This is a genomic window from Micromonospora sp. AKA38, assembly GCF_027925725.1.
In the GTDB taxonomy this organism is placed as follows: Bacteria; Actinomycetota; Actinomycetes; order Mycobacteriales; family Micromonosporaceae; genus Micromonospora.
Window position 1 is genome coordinate 515,264 of the sequence record NZ_BNEI01000001.1, and the last position, 16,822, is coordinate 532,085.

At 71.7% G+C, this 16,822-nt stretch carries 15 protein-coding genes, 2 tRNA genes and 1 other RNA gene; 11 read left to right on the plus strand and 7 right to left on the minus strand.

The window, feature by feature from the left end; all coding sequences use genetic code 11:
* Nucleotides 1–4 precede the first annotated feature (4 nt).
* Nucleotides 5–559, plus strand: a complete 555-nt coding sequence (locus tag TPA0908_RS02460) for a nucleoside deaminase (RefSeq protein WP_357300170.1) — start codon at nt 5–7, stop codon at nt 557–559.
* 112 nt (nt 560–671) lie between these two features.
* On the opposite strand, the gene deoD is transcribed toward TPA0908_RS02460, so the two are convergent.
* Entirely contained in the window at nt 672–1,379 is a 708-nt protein-coding gene (gene deoD, locus TPA0908_RS02465; protein ID WP_281934225.1) for a purine-nucleoside phosphorylase, read from the minus strand.
* 75 nt (nt 1,380–1,454) lie between these two features.
* Here deoD and TPA0908_RS02470 point away from each other — a divergent pair.
* Nucleotides 1,455–1,544: transfer RNA gene (locus TPA0908_RS02470), tRNA-Ser, on the plus strand.
* A gap of 40 nt (nt 1,545–1,584) precedes the next feature.
* On the opposite strand, the gene TPA0908_RS02475 is transcribed toward TPA0908_RS02470, so the two are convergent.
* From TPA0908_RS02475 to TPA0908_RS02490, 4 genes are all read right to left on the minus strand, one after another.
* On the minus strand, nt 1,585–2,115 hold the full coding sequence (locus tag TPA0908_RS02475) for a hypothetical protein (RefSeq protein ID WP_308447800.1): 531 nt from the start codon (nt 2,113–2,115) through the stop codon (nt 1,585–1,587).
* Entirely contained in the window at nt 2,112–2,726 is a 615-nt protein-coding gene (locus TPA0908_RS02480; RefSeq protein WP_281934229.1) for a hypothetical protein, read from the minus strand. The genes TPA0908_RS02475 and TPA0908_RS02480 overlap by 4 nt, the downstream gene beginning before the upstream one ends.
* Nucleotides 2,727–3,338: 612 nt before the next feature.
* The gene (locus TPA0908_RS02485) at nt 3,339–5,102 is read right to left on the minus strand and encodes a glycosyl hydrolase (protein WP_281934230.1); all 1,764 of its coding nucleotides are present in this window, start codon (nt 5,100–5,102) and stop codon (nt 3,339–3,341) included.
* Nucleotides 5,103–5,400: 298 nt separating this feature from the next.
* Nucleotides 5,401–5,485 (minus strand) — tRNA-Ser (locus tag TPA0908_RS02490).
* A gap of 81 nt (nt 5,486–5,566) precedes the next feature.
* On the opposite strand from TPA0908_RS02490, the gene ffs reads away from it, so the two are divergent.
* The 9 genes from ffs to TPA0908_RS02535 all read left to right on the plus strand — a co-directional run bounded on the left by ffs (nt 5,567) and on the right by TPA0908_RS02535 (nt 15,608).
* An RNA gene (gene ffs / locus TPA0908_RS02495) (signal recognition particle sRNA small type) lies at nt 5,567–5,656 on the plus strand.
* A 107-nt stretch (nt 5,657–5,763) separates the two neighbouring features.
* The gene (locus tag TPA0908_RS02500) at nt 5,764–8,376 is read left to right on the plus strand and encodes a DNA polymerase III subunit gamma and tau (RefSeq protein ID WP_281934231.1); all 2,613 of its coding nucleotides are present in this window, start codon (nt 5,764–5,766) and stop codon (nt 8,374–8,376) included.
* Nucleotides 8,377–8,554: 178 nt separating this feature from the next.
* The gene (locus tag TPA0908_RS02505; RefSeq protein WP_217628661.1) at nt 8,555–8,863 is read left to right on the plus strand and encodes a YbaB/EbfC family nucleoid-associated protein; all 309 of its coding nucleotides are present in this window, start codon (nt 8,555–8,557) and stop codon (nt 8,861–8,863) included.
* Between the two features lie 8 nt (nt 8,864–8,871).
* On the plus strand, nt 8,872–9,465 hold the full coding sequence (gene recR, locus TPA0908_RS02510) for a recombination mediator RecR (RefSeq protein ID WP_269703570.1): 594 nt from the start codon (nt 8,872–8,874) through the stop codon (nt 9,463–9,465).
* 184 nt (nt 9,466–9,649) lie between these two features.
* On the plus strand, nt 9,650–11,323 hold the full coding sequence (locus TPA0908_RS02515; RefSeq protein WP_281934232.1) for an ABC transporter substrate-binding protein: 1,674 nt from the start codon (nt 9,650–9,652) through the stop codon (nt 11,321–11,323).
* A 104-nt stretch (nt 11,324–11,427) separates the two neighbouring features.
* Nucleotides 11,428–12,435, plus strand: coding sequence for an ABC transporter permease (locus tag TPA0908_RS02520; protein WP_281934233.1), 1,008 nt, complete (start codon nt 11,428–11,430; stop codon nt 12,433–12,435).
* Nucleotides 12,432–13,472: an ABC transporter permease gene (locus TPA0908_RS02525; protein WP_281934234.1), complete on the plus strand. Its 1,041-nt coding sequence runs from the start codon at nt 12,432–12,434 to the stop codon at nt 13,470–13,472. Before TPA0908_RS02520 ends, TPA0908_RS02525 begins: the two co-directional genes overlap by 4 nt.
* Nucleotides 13,473–13,515: 43 nt before the next feature.
* Complete coding sequence (locus TPA0908_RS02530) at nt 13,516–14,502, plus strand: ABC transporter ATP-binding protein (protein WP_281934235.1); 987 nt, start codon at nt 13,516–13,518, stop codon at nt 14,500–14,502.
* Nucleotides 14,499–15,608: an ABC transporter ATP-binding protein gene (locus TPA0908_RS02535; RefSeq protein WP_281934236.1), complete on the plus strand. Its 1,110-nt coding sequence runs from the start codon at nt 14,499–14,501 to the stop codon at nt 15,606–15,608. The genes TPA0908_RS02530 and TPA0908_RS02535 overlap by 4 nt, the downstream gene beginning before the upstream one ends.
* Nucleotides 15,609–15,662: 54 nt before the next feature.
* Here the strand turns inward: TPA0908_RS02535 and TPA0908_RS02540 are convergent, their stop codons facing one another.
* Both TPA0908_RS02540 and TPA0908_RS02545 read right to left on the minus strand, forming a co-directional pair.
* The gene (locus TPA0908_RS02540) at nt 15,663–16,124 is read right to left on the minus strand and encodes a hypothetical protein (RefSeq protein ID WP_281934238.1); all 462 of its coding nucleotides are present in this window, start codon (nt 16,122–16,124) and stop codon (nt 15,663–15,665) included.
* Nucleotides 16,106–16,765, minus strand: coding sequence for an HNH endonuclease family protein (locus tag TPA0908_RS02545; protein WP_281934239.1), 660 nt, complete (start codon nt 16,763–16,765; stop codon nt 16,106–16,108). Before TPA0908_RS02545 ends, TPA0908_RS02540 begins: the two co-directional genes overlap by 19 nt.
* Nucleotides 16,766–16,822: the final 57 nt, after the last annotated feature.

The window sequence follows — 16,822 nt, forward strand, 5'->3', positions numbered from 1 at the left end:
GACGCTGCGACCCGGCCAGCCGACGCCGGGTCGACCCGGGCGGGCGGGGCCGGGCGCGGACGAAGGGCTGGCCGACCCGGGCGCGGTGGGGCGCCGGCAGCGGCACGAGCTGTGGATGCGCCGGGCCCTGCACGTCGCCGCGACCGGCCCGGACGGGCCGACGCCGGACGAGGGCGCCGACGACGTGCCGGTCGGGGCCGTGCTCTACGGGCCCGACGGCGGGGAGCTGGCGATCGGGCGCAACGAGCGGGAACTGACCGGCGACCCGACCGCGCACGCCGAGGTGCTGGCGCTGCGCCGCGCCGCGCAGCGGCTGGGCCGGTGGCGGCTGGACGGCTGCACGCTGGTGGTGACGCTGGAGCCGTGCACCATGTGCGCCGGCGCGATCGCGCTGGCCCGGGTCTCGACAGTGGTGTTCGGCGCGTGGGAACCGAAGACCGGCGCGGTCGGCTCGCTCTGGGACGTCCTGCGCGACCGCCGGGTCACCCACCGCCCAGAGGTCTACGCCGGCGTCCTGGCCCCGGAGAGCGCCGCCTTGCTACGCGCCTTCTTCCGGTAAGGCCGGGCCCCCTGTTAACGCCTGCGGTATAGATGGGGCCCCTTCTCAAACGAGCCGCCGCCCCCGGCACCGGGTGGTGACGGGGGCGGGGCGGGTAGCGGCGGAGGGTCGGTCAGGCGATGGCGGTGTCGAGGGCGATCTCGACCATCTGGCCGAACGTCTGCTCACGCTCCTGCGACGTGGTCTTCTCGCCGGTCTTGATGTGGTCGCTCACGGTCAGGATGGTCAGCGCGCGGGCCTTGAACCGGGCCGCGATCGTGTAGAGCGCCGCCGACTCCATCTCCACCGCCAGCACGCCGTAGTCGGCGAGCGCGTCGTACAGGTCCGGCCGGTCGGTGTAGAAGGCGTCCGCGGCCAGGATCGGCCCGACCCGCATGGTGATGCCGCGCCGCTCGGCCACCTCGACCGAGGTACGCAGCAGCCCGAAGTCGGCGACCGGGGCGTAGTCGATCAGCCCGTCGAAGCGCATCCGGTTCATGTTCGAGTCGGTGGACGAGCCGATGGCCGCCACCACGTCCCGCAGTTGCAGGTCCTCGGTCAGGGCCCCGCACGAGCCGACCCGGATCAGCGTCTTCACGCCGTACTCGTTGACCAGCTCGTGGGCGTAGATGGAGGCGGACGGCATGCCCATGCCGGAACCCTGGACGGAGACGTCGACGCCGTTCCACCGCCCGGTGAAGCCCAGCATGCCGCGCACCGTCGTGTAGCAGCGGGCCTCCTCGAGGTAGGTCTCCGCGATCCACTTGGCCCGCAGCGGGTCACCCGGCATCAGGACCCGCTCGGCGATCTCTCCCGGCTCAGCGCCGATGTGCGTACTCATGGCAAAGATCCTGCCAGGCCGGCCGACGGGATACCGGTTCGGCGTCCGAAGCGGTGGTCCTGTACCCTCGTCGGCGGTGGCGTGTCCGAGTGGCCTAAGGAGCACGCCTCGAAAGCGTGTGAGGGTTTACGCCCTCCGCGGGTTCAAATCCCGCCGCCACCGCCAATTGCCGAAGCGCCCGGGGAATCCCCGGGCGCTTCGGCGTTCAGCAGGGGCCGTAGCCCTCGTCGAAGAGGCGGCGGGCCCAGTCCGCGTACCCGGCGATGATCTCTCGGACGGTGACGCCGTCGTGCAGGAACAGGTACGCGCGGTCGCCGTCGCGGGCGAGCAGCCCGGCGAAGCGGTGGCTGCCGGGCGGCGCCGGCAGCGCGGCGGCGCCGGGGTACGCGGCGCGGACCTCGCCGACCGGCGTGCCGGCGCTGATTCCCTCCGGCGTGGTCATCGGGTCGTCGAGCCAGAGCAGGACGAGCCGGTCGTCGACGAAGATCGGGCTGACCTCGCCGTGCCCGGCCAGTGTGGGCCCGCAGGCCTCCTCGTCGGTGCGCAGCAGGCCGCGCCGGGTGAGGTCCTCCTCGGTGTCGCCGAACCCCGCGTTGCGCAGGCCGTTCAGGCTGACCACCTCGGCGGCGCCGACCGGTCGGGCGGGCACGTCCGGCCCATGTGGATGGACGCCGCTCCCGGCGATGGAAGCGGCAGCGAGCAGTGTGGCGATAAAGCCGAATTGTCGTAGTTTCATGCAATCCCCCAGTCCCCAACGGGACCGGGGCGAGGAGGTTGCTGGTGCGGGCCGGATTGGCGCAGTTCCCACTCCTCGGCCAGTTCGTCCCAGTAGTCGGCGGACAGCCCGCGTCGGCCGTGCGCCAACCAGCCGGCCGTGTCGCGCTCCAGGTGCAGGCCCAACTCGGCGAACGGGTCGATCCACGCGCCCGGCTCGGCGCCGAGCCGGGCCAGCGCCGTGTTGATCGGCCACTGCGCCCGCGGGCGGTCCAGCGCGCCGTCGTAGCGCGGGCCCCAGGTCACGTCGCCGTCCAGCCACACCACCGCCGCCTGGTGACCGAGCCCGCCGGCGAACTCCGCCTCCAGGTACGCCACCGGCCCGCGCTTCGACCAGCGGGCCAGCAGCCCCGCCAGCGGCGGCGAGAGGATCAGCCGGAACGGGCGTACCGCGCAGGGCTCCTCGGCGGCGAAATCCGGCGGCTCGCCGGTCAGCTCCGCCACGAGTTGCGGGGTGACCGGCAGCAGCGCGAAGTCCTGCCGGAGCGCGGCCAGCACCGCGTGGTCCAGGTCGGCGGTCTGCTCGCGCAGCAGCTCGACGTCGGCGACCACGGCACTGAGCTGGTAACTCATCCGGTCCTCTCGGCGTCCACAGCCTGTGGATGGAACATGTGTACGACGACGGATCCTGCTGTCGCCCTGGCACGGTAGCCCGCCGCCGGGGTGGAAAACCCCCGGACCAGGTCGGATGGTTTCCGGCTTACCGCTCCCGAGCGCGGTGCCTAGCGTCGATCCCGTGATCGAACTACGTGAGTTGACCAAACGCTACGGGAACCGGACCGCCGTGGACAGGCTCACCGTCCGGGTGCCGCCGGGCGCCATGCCTGGCCCTCGCCGAACTCCCAACGGGATGGTGGCGGAGGCGCGGATCACCCGGCCGAGGTGCCGTTCCGCCAGCGCTCGCCGAAGCGGCTCGTGAGACCAGAAGGCAGCCGGAACCTCGGGCGCTGCGACGATCCGGTCGCGCTCCGCCCGTTGGCAGGAGGCGCAACGCCCGGAGTTGTTGTCCGCCGCCAGGCTCGCCCCGCAGCGGGCGCAACCCGCTCGCCTCGACATCGCGGTCATCGACTCATTCAAACCGCTGTGTGACTGCTCGGTATACAGGTGGCGCATACGAGGCTGGCTCTGCGCGTACCCGAGAGGGGCCGGACCCTCGACGGGCCCGGCCCCCTGGCGATCAGGTCGTCACCACGCGGACATGTCGGGGAGCTGGTCGATCGAGATGGTCCTCGGGTTGGCCATCGCGGTACGCCACAGCCCGGCCACGTCCTTGCCGCTGCCGTTCCAGTCCCGCGACGCCCAGACCACGTAGTACGGCCACGCCGGGTCGGAGTTGGGGTTGAGCGGGCTGAACGTCTCCGCCACGCCGGTGGTCTTGGCGCCGCTGACCGCCCTGGTGGTGGCGAAGTCGCTGCTGCTCTGGAAGTAGTCCGAGGTGACCAGGTCGACGTAGCCGTCACCCGGGTACCAGGACGCCAGCGAGGTGCCCTGGCCGCTGGCCATCCCGTTGAACACCCAGACGATGTTGTGCGCGCCGGCGAGCTGCGCCCGCTGGTAGATCAGCCGCCAGAGCTGCTTGTAGGCGTCCTGGCCCTTCTTCGCCCACCACATGTAGTTGTTGTTCGCCTCGTGCAGCGGGCGGAACAGCACCGGCACACCGGCGTCGCCCATCTTCTTCAGCTCGCGCACCACCAGGTCGATGTCCTGGTAGAGCTTGGACGACGGGTTGCTCAGGTCGGGCTGGAAGTCGCAGGGCGCGGAGTAGTTGCCGCCGCGCGGGCAGTACCAGTGCCACTGGAACGCGACGATGCCGTTGCGCACCCTGGCCCAGTCGATGACCTGCTGGGTCTGGATGCTGCCCCGGGTGTACTCCATGAAGTCGAACGCCACGATCGCCGGGTAGCGGCCGGTCAACTGCTGCACCCTGTCCGCGTCCGGCAGGTCGGTCTGGCCGCTGACGTAGGTGTGCGTGCGCAGGTAGCAGATCAGGTTGCGGGCCTTCGAGTTCGCCTGCGGGTCGGCCGGGGCCTGGCCGCAGTCCGGGCCGGGCGGGGTGGGTGGCTTCGCCGCGTACACCTCGACCTCGTAGAGCGAGTAACCCCAGGCGGTGCCGCGTGCGGTGCCGGACATCCGCACGTACCGGCCGCTGGCCCCGGCCGGCGTGACGTCGTCGGTGCCGCCGTCGCCCGTCGTGGTGCTGAACACCGGGGTCCAGGTGGTGCCGTCGGTCGAGGTCTGGATCTGGTACGCCTTGCCGTACGCGGCCTCCCAACGCAACCGCACCGTGTTGATCGGGTACGTGGCGCCCAGGTCGACCTGGAACCACTGCGGGTCGGCGTAGAGGCTGGACCAGCGGGTCCCCCCGTTGCCGTCCACCGCCTGGGCGGCGGCGTTCGGGCTCTCCGTCGACGACGCGGTGACCGGCCGGTTGAGCGCCAGGTTGCCGCTGGGGACGCCGGTCGGATCCGGCGTCGGGGTCGGACTGCCGGTGGGGCTGGGGCTGCCGGTCGGGCTCGGGCTCGGTGGCGTGGTGTCGCCGCAGGCCGCGCCGTTGAGCGTGAACGCGGTCGGGGCCGGGTTCGACCCGGTGTAGGTGACGTTGAAGCCGAAGCTCACCGTGCCGCCGGCCGGGACGCTCGCGTTGTAGGAGACGTTGGTGGCGGTGGCGTTCGCGCCGGACTGCGTCTTCGTCGCGTTCCACATGTCGCCGATCACCTGGCTGCCGGGGAACGCCCAGCCCAGCGTCCAGCCGTTCACGGCGGCCCCGGTGTTGGTGATCGTGACGTTGGTGGTGGCGCCGCCGCCCCAGTCGTTGGTGACCTGCCAGGTCACCGAGCAGGTGCCGGCGGCGGCCTGGGCGGCGGGTGTGGTGACGAGCGTGGTGGCCAGTGCGGTGACGGCTGCCGCCGTCCCGGCCAGGCAGGCCCGCGTGCGGGTGCGCTGGATCATGAGGAACTCCCGTACGGGTGATGGTTGCGGGGAGCCCTCGCCGCCCGGACGGGTCGGAGCGTCGGTTGCCCTTCCGGCGTCCGACCCGGCGAAGATATCCACGATGGTCGGCTTAACCGGTTAACTTTGTCAATGCCTCAACACCCGCTGATGTGCCCATCAACCCCCTGAACCGGTAAAGAAACCGTTATCGACACTCCGCCCTGCCACGGGACGGTGGTCGGTCAGGAGGGAGAAGAGGGGGCCGGAGACGACAGCAGGGCCGGCCCCAGCGGGGCCGGCCCTGCGCACGAGAGCGCGGAGGATACGAGATTCGAACTCGTGAGGGTGTAAACCCAACACGCTTTCCAAGCGTGCGCCCTAGGCCTCTAGGCGAATCCTCCGCGAGCCAGGATACAGGTCCCGCGACGGCGGGCCACCCCACCCTCCCGGAAGATCCACAAGCCTTCGGGTAGGCTTGGCGTCACCTCCCGTGCGGCGGTACCTCGTGAACCTCCCCAGGGCCGGAAGGCAGCAAGGATAAGCGAGCTCTGCCGGGTGCACGGGAGGCCTTTCTGTCTCCGGGGCCGGGTAACGTCGCCGCGGGTCGGGTCACGGGGTGGTGGGTGGTCACCCGGGGCCGACCGGCGCAGAATGGCTCGGTCGAGAGGAGGCGGGACGGGTGGCACTGGCCCTTTACCGCAAGTACCGGCCCCGCACGTTTGCCGAGGTCATCGGTCAGGAGCACGTCACCGAGCCGCTGTCGCAGGCGCTGCGCAGCGGCCGGCTGAACCACGCGTACCTCTTCTCCGGCCCGCGCGGCTGCGGCAAGACCTCCAGCGCCCGGATCCTGGCCCGCTCGCTCAACTGTGAGCAGGGCCCCACGCCCGAGCCGTGCGGGCAGTGCGAGTCCTGTCGCGGGCTGGCCCCCGACGGCGGCGGCTCGATCGACGTCATCGAGATCGACGCGGCCAGCCACGGCGGCGTCGACGACGCCCGCGAGCTGCGCGAGAAGGCGTTCTTCGCGCCGGCCCGCAGTCGCTTCAAGATCTACATTATCGACGAGGCGCACATGGTCTCGTCGGCCGGCTTCAACGCGCTGCTCAAGCTGGTCGAGGAGCCTCCGGAGTACGTCAAGTTCATCTTCGCCACCACCGAACCGGAGAAGGTCCTCGGCACGATCAAGTCGCGGACCCACCACTACCCGTTCCGGCTGTTTCCGCCGAAGGTGGTTCGGCCGTACCTGGAGCAGTTGACCGCGGCGGAGGGCGTCAAGGTCGAGCCGGCCGTCTTCCCGCTGGTGGTGCGCGCCGGCGGCGGCAGCATGCGGGACAGCCTCTCCGTGCTCGACCAGCTCATCGCGGGCGCCGGCCCGGAGGGTGTCGGCTACGCCCGGGCTGCCGCGCTGCTCGGCGTCACCGACTCCGCGCTGATCGACGAGATGTGCGACGCGCTGGCCGCCGGGGACGGCGCCGCCGCGTACGCCACCGTCGACCGGGTCGCCGAGGCCGGCCACGACTCGCGTCGCTTCGCCTCCGACCTGCTGGAGCGGCTACGCGACCTGATCGTGCTCCAGCAGGTGCCGGACGCCGCCGCCAAGGGCCTCATCGACGGCCCGGCCGACCAGATCGAGCGGATGGCCGCCCAGGCGCAGCGCCTCGGCCCGGCCACGCTGTCCCGCTGCGCCGACATCGTGCACAACGGCCTGGTGGAGATGCGCGGCACCACCGCGCCCCGGCTGCTGCTGGAGCTGATCTGCGCCCGGATGCTGCTGCCTGGCGCCGACGACTCGTCCGGCGGCCTGCTCCAGCGGCTGGAGCGGATGGAACGCCGGCTCACGCTGGGCGGCATCGAGCCGTCGCCGTCCGCGCCGGCCACCCCCACCCAGGAGGTACGCCCAGCCGCTCCCGCCCCGGGCGCGGCTGCCGCCGCGGTCCACCCGTCGACCGCCGGCACGCCGGCGGCTGCCGATGCCCCGACCGGCCCCGCCGCCGCCCGGGCCGCCGCCGCGACGGCCGGCTCCCGGCCGGTCCCCGGCGCTCCGGCCGCGGCCGCTGGTGCTTCCGGTCCGGGCGGTTCATCCGGTCCGGTCGGTTCGGGCGCGGGTGCCGGCTCCCCGCTGCCGACCGGCCAGGAGCCGGCCCCCCCGGCCCGTCGTCCGGTGCCGTCGTCGGCGGTGATGCCCGATCCGGCCACGCCCGAGCCGCCCCGTCCGGGCGCGGCGGGTCCCGGCGCGCTGGACGCCGTGGCGGTGCGCCGGGTCTGGCCGGAGGTGGTCGGCAAGGTCAACCGGAGCAACAAGCGGATCGCCGCGCTGATGCGCGACGCCGTGGTGCGTGACCTGGACGGTGACACGCTGGTGCTGACCGTGAAGTCGACGGTGCTGGCGAAGATGATGGCGGATCACGCCGCCGTGCTCACCGACGCGCTCTACGAGGAGCTGGGCGGTCGCTGGCAGATCCGCTGCGAGGTGGCCGGCGAGCGGGGCGGCGTGTCGCTCGGTGGCCCGTCTCGGCCCGCCGCGCCGGCCCGACCGGCATCCCCGCCTCCGGAGACGCCCGCCGGCCAGGAGCCGGGTGGTGCCCACCCGGCCGGTGGGGCCGACGGTGCGGGTCGAGCCGGTGGCGCGCCCGGCGGATCGGGGCGGGCGAACGGCGCGGGTGATGGTGTGAACGGCCGGAACGGGGCGATGCGGTCCACCGGCGGCGCTCCCACCGTCGACCCGGCGGAGGACTGGCCCGAGCCGGCGCGCCCGGGTGGCACGGCCGCCGGCGCGGGAGAACGGCCCGAACCGGGTGGTGCGCCCGCGAAGGCGGACGAGTGGCCCGAGCCGGCCCGCCCGGGTGGCGCGCCGAGCACGGACGGGGCGTCGGCATCCGCTCCACCGGCCAGCGCGTCGGCCGCCCACGCCGCACCGGCCCCGCCGAGACCGGCCGGGCCACCGGCGCAGCCGGCCGCGTCCGCGGGTCCGCCGGTGAGCAGCGCGATCGCGGCAGCCCGGGCGGCTGCGGCGGGACGCGGCCCGCGTACCGGGCAGGCGGCCCGGAAGACGGCCGAGGCCGACTGGGCCGGTGAACCGCCGTACGACCCGGACTTCGACGGCCCGGTGCGCGGCGGCGCGAAACGGTCGGGCGGTGCCGCGCCGGCGAACTTCGAGGGCTTCGACCCGGGCGACGAGCCGCTGGACGAGGTCATCGACGAGCGCACCGCGCGCGAGTCCAGTGAGGAACAGGCGGTACGCCTGCTTCGCGACGCGTTCGGCGCCGAGCGGATCGACGAGGTGGACGCCCGGTAGCCCTTTTGTCGACGACCGGGAACTGTTCGTTCCGGCGCTCCCGGTTCGGGCCCCGTCCGGCCCGGCGTGGGCGGCCACGCCGGACGGGGTGGGGTCGGTCCCAGCGGATAGGCTGAGCGGCGGCCGAGCAGACGAGTGCGAGAAGGAGCGGTCCGTGCGCCCAGGTGGACAGCCGAACATGCAGCAGATGCTGAAGCAGGCGCAGAAGATGCAGCAGCAGATCGCCGCCGCCCAGGCCGAGCTGGCCGACGCGGAGCTGACCGGCACCGCCGGTGGTGGTCTGGTCACCGCCACCGTCGCCGGCACCGGTGAGCTGAAGGCGATCAAGATCGACCCGAAGGCGGTCGACCCGGAGGACGTGGAGACGCTGGAGGACCTGGTCGTCGCCGCCGTGCACAACGCCGCCGAGGCGGCCCGGGAGCTGACCGAGAAGAAGATGGGCCCGGTCGCGGGCGGGATGGGCGGCCTCGGCCTGCCCGGGTTCTGAGCCGACAGATGTATGAAGGCGCCATCCAGGATCTGATCGACGAGTTGGGCCGGCTGCCGGGCGTGGGCCCGAAGAGCGCCCAGCGGATCGCGTTCCACGTGCTGTCGGCCGATCCGGCCGACGTCAACCGGCTGGCCGGCGCGCTGCGCAAGGTCAAGGACCTGGTCCGGTTCTGCACGACCTGTTACAACGTCGCCGAGTCCGAGCAGTGCCGGATCTGCCGCGATCCACGGCGTACCGATGAAGTGCTCTGCGTGGTCGAGGAGCCGAAGGACGTGGTGGCGATCGAGCGGACCGGCGAGTTCCGCGGGCGCTACCACGTGCTCGGCGGCGCGATCAATCCGCTGGAGGGCATCGGCCCGGACAATCTGCGGATCCGGGAGCTGATGACCCGGCTGGGCAGCGGCGAGGTCCGCGAGCTGATCCTCGCCACCGACCCGAACACCGAGGGCGAGGCGACGGCGACCTATCTCGCGCTCATGGTGAAGCCGATGGGGATCGCGGTGACCCGGCTGGCCAGCGGCCTGCCGGTCGGCGGCGACCTGGAGTACGCCGACGAGATCACGCTGGGCCGGGCCTTCGAGGGGCGCCGGGCGGTCTGAGTCGCCGGCCCGGTGGTGGGCGGTGTGCCCACCACCGGGCCGTGATGTGAGGCGGCCTCGGAAGGTGTCGGCTTGATAGCGATTGCCCTTCGCCCGTTCCTCTTCTGTGTGACATGCCATAACCTCCCGCTCACGGACTGAGTCACAGCTCGGCGTGAATACATGCGCATGACAGAGGTGAGAGATGCAGGCGAGCAGGCTGAAAACGGCCGTGGCCCTCGCGGCCGCGGCCGCCCTGGCGGTCGGTGCGTCCGGGTGCGCCAAGAGCGACCGGGACGACGAGGGTGGGAGCGGCGCCAAGAGCGGCGGCACCTTCGTCTTCGCCGGTGCCGGGGACCCGAAGAACTTCGACCCGATCTTCAACGACGACGGTGAGTCGTTCCGGCCGATCCGCCAGATGTACGACACCCTCGTGCAGAACAAGCCCGGTACCGCCGAGCTTCAGGGTGCCCTGGCGGAGAGCTGGGAGCACGACCCGGACGGCAAGGTCTGGACCTTCAAGCTCCGCAAGGGCGTGAAGTTCCACGACGGCACCGACTTCAACGCCGCCGCGGTCTGCTTCAACTTCGACCGCTGGTTCAACATGAAGGGCGCCGCCGCCCAGTCGCAGATGATCTACTACTCGGACACGTTCGGCGGCTTCGCCAAGAACGAGGCCGAGGGCGTGGGCCAGCCGGTCTACAACAAGTGCGAGGCGAAGGACGACGGCACCGCCGTCGTCACGATGAACCAGTACAAGGGCGCCTTCCCGGGTGCCTTCGCGCTGACCGCGCTCTCCATCGCCAGCCCCGAGGCGCTGAAGAAGTACGACGCCGACACGGTGAAGCAGAACGGCGACTCGTTCGAGTACAGCGCGTTCGCCAACGAGCACCCGGTGGGCACCGGTCCGTTCAAGTTCGCGGGCTGGGACAAGACCAAGGGTGAGATCACCCTGGAGCGCAACGCCGACTACTGGGGCGAGAAGGCCAAGGTCGACAAGCTCGTCCTCAAGATCATCAAGGACGAGAACACCCGGAAGCAGGAGCTGCGCGCCGGCACCGTCCAGGGCATCGACTTCCCGGCCCCGGCCGACCGGAAGGCGCTGTCCGGCGAGGGCTACCAGGTCCTCGACCGTCCCGCGTTCAACATCCTCTACCTGGGCATCAACCAGAAGAACCCGAAGCTGAAGGACCTGCGGGTCCGGCAGGCGATCGCGTACGCGCTCAACCGCCAGCAGCTCGTCCAGACCAAGGGCCCGGGTGGCACCAAGGTCGCCGACGAGTTCATGCCGGACACCGTGCTCGGCTACGCCCCGGACGTGCAGAAGTACGACTACAACCCGGAGAAGGCCAAGCAGCTGCTCAAGGAGGCGGGCGCGGAGAAGTTGACCCTCAACTTCTACTACCCCACCGACGTGTCCCGGCCGTACATGCCGAACCCGCAGGAGATCTTCACCGTGCTGGCCAACGACCTGAAGGCCGTGGGCATCACGGTCAACGGGGTGGCCCGGCCGTGGAACGGCGGCTACAAGGACGACGTGCAGCAGTTCGGCAAGCACGACCTGCACCTGCTCGGCTGGACCGGTGACTACAACGACCCGGGCAACTTCGTCGGCACGTTCTTCGGCCGCGGCAAGGTCGAGTTCGGCGACCAGGGCATGACCGAGATGTTCGAGGCCATCACCAAGGCCGACGCCACGGTCGACGAGGCCGGCAAGAAGGCGGCCTGGGAGCAGGTCAACCGCGACATCGCCACCAAGTGGCTGCCGGCCGTGCCGGTCTGGCACGCCCCGCCGGCCATCGTGGTCACCAAGGACGTCAAGGGTCTCGTCGCCAGCCCGCTGACCGACGAGCGGTTCAACACCGTCAGCGTCGGCTGAGGCAGCATCCACCGCTGACGCCACACGCGGAATCGGCCCGGGCCGGGCTCTCGCTCCCGGCCCGGGCCGACCCGCTGTTCAACCGAGAATCTGGTGTGTGAGAGATGTTGCGAGTCATAGTTCGCCGCCTGTTGCAGCTGGTGGTGACCCTGATAGGGCTGTCCGCGCTGGTCTTCGTCTGGCTGCGGAACCTGCCCGGCGGCCCGATCGAGGCGCTGCTCGGTGAGCGGGCCACGCCGGAGCGGCGCGCGCTGCTGGTCAAGGCGCTCGGCTACGACCAGCCGATCCTGGTGCAGTACGCCAAGTTCATGCAGCGGCTGCTGACCGGCGACTTCGGCAACTCGATCCGGAGCGGTGACCCGGTCACCGAGGTGATCGGCCGCGCCTTCCCGGCGACCGTCGAGCTGGCCGCCGCCGCCATGATCATCGCGATCGGGCTCGGTGTGCCGCTCGGCTACCTGGCCGCCCGGCACCGCGGCCGGCTGCTCGACAACCTGAGCATCGGCGGCACCCTGCTCGGCATCTCGATCCCGATCTTCTTCCTGGGCTACCTGCTCAAGGACGTGTTCACCCAGAACATGCACCTGTTCCCGCCGTCCGGCCGGATCAGCACCGGGATGGACAACACCGACGTCACCGGCTTCTTCGTGCTCGACGGGCTGCTCACCCGGGAGTTCGACGCCACCGGTGACGCGTTGTGGCACCTGATCCTGCCGGCGATCACGCTGGCCACCATCCCGCTCGCGGTCGTCGTCCGGATCACCCGGGCCAGCGTGCTCGACGTCCTCAACGAGGACTTCGTCCGTACCGCCGAGGCGAAAGGGCTGCGGCACAAGACCATCCGCGGCCGGCACATCCTGCGCAACGCGCTGCTGCCGGTGGTCACCACCATCGGCCTGCAGACCGGCGCGTTGCTCTCCGGGGCCGTGCTCACCGAGCGGGTCTACAACTGGGGCGGTCTCGGGACGCTGATCTACGACTCGATCAGCGGCGGTCGCGACTACCCGGTGCTCCAGGCGCTGATCCTGCTGGCCGCGCTGGTCTTCGTGGTGGTCAACCTCCTGGTCGACCTCTCCTACGCCTTCATCGACCCGAGGGTGCGTGTGCGATGAGCGATCCGATCACCCGGCCCACCGTGGGCTCGCCGCGCGAGAGCGTGGACCCCTCGGCCGTCACCGAGAAGCCCGAGGGCACCCTGCCCCGCGGCCTGGACCGGCTCGGCGAGCGCAAGCGCGCCCGGCTGGAGCAACTGGCCCAGGCCACCGCCGACAAGGGTGGCGTCAGCCTGGTCCGGGACGCGTTCCGCCGGCTGCGGCGCAACCCGACCGCGATGGTCGGCGCGGCGATCGTGGCGCTCTTCGTGCTGGTCGCGATCTTCGCGCCGCTGCTGGCGCCGCACGACCCGGCGCAGCGCTTCGACGAGCTGACCCGCAACCTGACCGTCGACAACATCCCCGGCGCCAGCAGCGAGTTCCCGCTCGGCTCCGACCCGCTCGGCCGGGACTTCCTGTCCCGGATGATCCACGGCAGCCGCCAGACGCTGTTCGTCGGCGTGCTCGCCACGCTGATCGGGCTGGCCCTGGGCGTGCTGGTGGGCGCGCTCGCCGGCGCGTTCGGCGGTTGGGTCGACAACATCCTGATGCGCTTCACCGACGTCATGCTGGCCCTGCCGGCGCTGCTGCTGGCGATCAGCCTGGTGGCCCTGGCCAGCCGGTCCAGCCAGTGGACGGTCATCCTCGCGGTGGCCATCGTGAACGTGCCGATCTTCGCCCGGCTGCTGCGCGGTTCGATGCTCGCCCAGCGGGAGAGCGACCACGTGCTGGCCGCCCGTGCGCTCGGCGTCAAGCGCGGGGCGATCGTGCTGCGGCACATGCTGCCCAACGCGATGACCGCGGTGATCGTGCAGGCGACACTGACGCTCTCCACCGCGATCCTGGAGGCCGCGTCGCTCTCCTTCCTCGGCCTCGGTGACCCCGACATCAACCGCGCCGAGTGGGGGCTGATGCTCGGCGTGGACGGTCAGCGGTACTTCGAGGTCCGCCCGGAGCTGGCCTACTTCCCGGCCGCCGCGATCATCGTGGTCGCGCTCGGCTTCACCCTGCTGGGCGAGGGCATGCGCGAGGCGATCGACCCGAAGAGCCGGCGGTGAGCGCGGTGTGGACCAACGACCAGCACGGTGAGGACGTGACCCGATGAGCCTGCTCGACGTACGCGACCTGAGCGTCGTGTTCCAGCGCAAGGGTGAGCGGCCGTTCACCGCGGTCGACGAGGTCAGCTTCAGCGTGGAGCCGGGGCAGACGGTCGGCCTGGTCGGCGAGTCCGGCTGCGGCAAGAGCGTCACCAGCCTGGCGATCATGGGCTTGTTGCCGAAACGCGGCAACAAGGTCACCGGCGAGGTGAACTTCGACGGCGCCGACCTGCTGAAGCTGCGCCCGGAGGACCTGCGGGACCGGCGCGGCCGGGACATCGGCATGATCTTCCAGGACCCGCTCTCCTCGCTGAACCCGGTCATCCCGATCGGCACCCAGGTGGCCGAGGTGCTCGAACGGCACCGGGGCATGGACCGCAAGGTGGCGCTGAAGGAGGCCCGGGAGCTGCTCGACGCGGTCGGCATCCCGGACCCGACCCGGCGGTTGAAGGAGTACCCGCACCAGATCTCCGGCGGCATGCGGCAGCGCGCGCTGATCGCCATCGCGCTGGCCTGCAAGCCTCGGCTGCTGATCGCCGACGAGCCGACCACCGCGCTGGACGTGACGATCCAGGCGCAGATCCTCACGCTGCTCAAGCAGCTCGTCGACGAGACCGGCACCGCGCTGATCATGATCACCCACGACCTGGGTGTGGTGGCCGGGCTCTGCGACACGGTCAACGTGCTCTACGGCGGCAAGATCGTGGAGCGGGCGGCCCGGCACGAACTGTTCGCCCGGCCCCGGCACCCGTACACGCACGGGCTGCTCAACTCCGTGCCGAGGCTCGACTCGCCGCGCGGTGAGCGGCTGCACGCCATCCGCGGCTCGGTGGCCGACAACATTCCGTGGGCGGAGGGCTGCGCGTTCGCCCCCCGGTGCGACAACGTGGTGGACGCCTGCCTGGACGGGCCGCCCCCGCTGGAGCCCACCGCGAACGGCGGCGACCTGCGCTGCAACAACCCCGTTTCCGAGGAGGTGGCGGTCCCGTGACCGAGTCGACCGAGCGGACGACCGAACCCCTGATCGAACTGCGTGACGTCAAGGTCCACTTCCCGATCAAGAGCGGCGTGATCGTCGACCGGACCATCGGGCACGTCTACGCCGTCGACGGTGTCTCGCTCACCATCAACAAGGGCGAGACGTACGGGCTGGTGGGCGAGTCGGGCTGCGGCAAGTCCACGCTCGGCCGGGGCCTGCTGCGGCTGGTAGAGCCGACCGACGGGGAGATCGTCTTCGACGGCACCGACCTGCGCTCGCTCAAGGCCGAGCCGATGCGCCGGATCCGCCGCCGCATCCAGATGATCTTCCAGGACCCGCTGTCCAGCCTCGACCCCCGGCAGTCGGTGGAGTCGCTGCTGGTCGAGGGCCTCAAGGCGCACGGCCTGGCGAAGGACAAGGCGGCCGTCGACAAGCGGCTCCGGGACGCGCTCGCCGCGGTCGGCCTGCCCGCGTCCGCGCTCAGCAAGTATCCGCACGAGTTCTCCGGCGGCCAGCGCCAGCGCATCGGCATCGCCCGCGCGCTGGTGCTCGAACCGGACCTGATCGTCGCCGACGAGCCGGTGTCCGCGCTGGACGTGTCGATCCAGGCCCAGGTGCTCAACCTGCTCGACGAGTTGCAGGAGGAGCGCGGCCTCACGTACCTGATCATCGCGCACGACCTGGCGGTGGTCCGGCACATCGCCGACACGGTCGGGGTGATGTACCTCGGCGGCCTGGTGGAGGAGGCGTCCAGCGACGACCTCTACCGGGAGCCGATGCACCCGTACACCCGGGCGCTCATGTCCGCGGTGCCGGTGCCCGACCCGCAGGTGGAGGACCGCCGGGAGCGGATCCTGCTCGCCGGCGACCTGCCGTCACCGGCGAACCCGCCGGCCGGCTGCCGGTTCCACACCCGCTGCCCGTGGGCCCAGCCCACCCGCTGCGCCGACGAGCGGCCCGCGCTGCGCGACGTGCTCGACGGGCACCGGGTGGCCTGCCACTACGCCGAGGACATCGCGGCCGGGCGGATCCGGCCGCACGAGGTGGAGCCGGAGCTGGTCCGGCCGGATGACGGGGCGGCGCCGGGCGACACCGGCGAACTCATCCCCACCCCGTGACACACCGGACGCGTCGGCCCCTCCCGTCGGGGAGGGCCGACGCGTCCGTCCGGTTCAGCCCTCGGGGCGGTTCAGCAGGCCCACCGCGACCGTGTGCACCGCGTCCAGCGCGGCCGGGTCGGCCAGCGGCGCCGAGCCGCCGGTGACCGCGTACCACTCGTCGGCGTCCTTGTACTGCACCCGCAGCGTCACCCGGCCGTCGGCGTGCTCGGTGCGCAACGTCAGCTCCCCGGTCACCACGCCCACCTCGTCGGTCATCACCCCGCCCGGGCCGGCGGTGATGTCGGCGGTGCGGTTCGCCGGGCCGGCCGGAGCGCCCGGCGCGGCGTCGGCGGACATGCCCGCCCCGGAGACGTCGGCGGGCGCGGCCTGCTGGCCGTCCGCGGTCATTCCGGCCGAGGCCGGACCGGTCGGGGTCGGGTCGGTGCCGGCCGCCGCGGCGTCGTCGCCGGTGGCGTCCGGCGTCTTCTCCGGCGCCTGTGTGCCACCCGCCCCGGTCACGGCTTGCTCGCCCATGTGCAGCCCTCCAGCATGTCGGTGAGGGCGGCCTTCTCGGCACTTGTCACCGTCAGCCGCCAGTAGTGCTTGACCGTCACCCAGTCCGCCGCGTACTGGCACCAGTACGACCGGTTCGCCGGCTTCCACTGGGACGGGTCCTGGTCACCCTTTGCCCGGTTGGAGCGGAGGGAAACCGCGATGAGCTGCGGCCGGGTCTGGTCGTTGGCGAAGTCGCCGCGCTTCGAGTCGTCCCACTCGTCCGCGCCGGACCGCCACGCGTTGGCCAGCGGCACGATGTGGTCGATGTCCACGTCCGACGGGTCGGTCAGCACCACCCCGTCGTAGGCGCTCTCCCACCGCCCGCCCACCACGTTGCAACCGGAGAGCTTGATGTTCTCCCCGTCGCGTTGCAGCACGGTGTCCCGGACGTCGCAGTTCTTGCCGGTGTCCCGCCAGTGCGGGAACCGGGAACGGCTGTAGCCCTTCATCGACCCGGCCGAGGCCACGGTCAGCTCACCGAGCTGCTGGTTCACGTTTCCGGAGGCGCTCGGCGGCGCGTCCGGCTCGGTGACCGAGCCGTCGCAGCCGGCCACGCCGAGGGCGAGCACCGCGGTGAGCGCGGCGGTCAGCCCGGCTCGGACTCCTGATCTCGTACGCACAGACGACACCTCTCCAGCTTGCGGGCTCCGGGCGAGTCCGCACAGTACCCGGCGGCG

What these genes read in the sequence shown, in the direction of transcription:
- deoD (WP_281934225.1), bottom strand. Translation starts at nt 1,379, where the DNA reads ATGAGTACGCACATCGGCGCTGAGCCGGGAGAGATCGCCGAGCGGGTC.
- TPA0908_RS02475 (WP_308447800.1), bottom strand. Translation starts at nt 2,115, where the DNA reads ATGAAACTACGACAATTCGGCTTTATCGCCACACTGCTCGCTGCCGCT.
- TPA0908_RS02480 (WP_281934229.1), bottom strand. Translation starts at nt 2,726, where the DNA reads ATGAGTTACCAGCTCAGTGCCGTGGTCGCCGACGTCGAGCTGCTGCGC.
- TPA0908_RS02485 (WP_281934230.1), bottom strand. Translation starts at nt 5,102, where the DNA reads ATGATCCAGCGCACCCGCACGCGGGCCTGCCTGGCCGGGACGGCGGCA.
- TPA0908_RS02505 (WP_217628661.1), top strand. Translation starts at nt 8,555, where the DNA reads ATGCAGCAGATGCTGAAGCAGGCGCAGAAGATGCAGCAGCAGATCGCC.
- recR (WP_269703570.1), top strand. Translation starts at nt 8,872, where the DNA reads ATGTATGAAGGCGCCATCCAGGATCTGATCGACGAGTTGGGCCGGCTG.
- TPA0908_RS02515 (WP_281934232.1), top strand. Translation starts at nt 9,650, where the DNA reads ATGCAGGCGAGCAGGCTGAAAACGGCCGTGGCCCTCGCGGCCGCGGCC.
- TPA0908_RS02520 (WP_281934233.1), top strand. Translation starts at nt 11,428, where the DNA reads ATGTTGCGAGTCATAGTTCGCCGCCTGTTGCAGCTGGTGGTGACCCTG.
- TPA0908_RS02525 (WP_281934234.1), top strand. Translation starts at nt 12,432, where the DNA reads ATGAGCGATCCGATCACCCGGCCCACCGTGGGCTCGCCGCGCGAGAGC.
- TPA0908_RS02530 (WP_281934235.1), top strand. Translation starts at nt 13,516, where the DNA reads ATGAGCCTGCTCGACGTACGCGACCTGAGCGTCGTGTTCCAGCGCAAG.
- TPA0908_RS02540 (WP_281934238.1), bottom strand. Translation starts at nt 16,124, where the DNA reads ATGGGCGAGCAAGCCGTGACCGGGGCGGGTGGCACACAGGCGCCGGAG.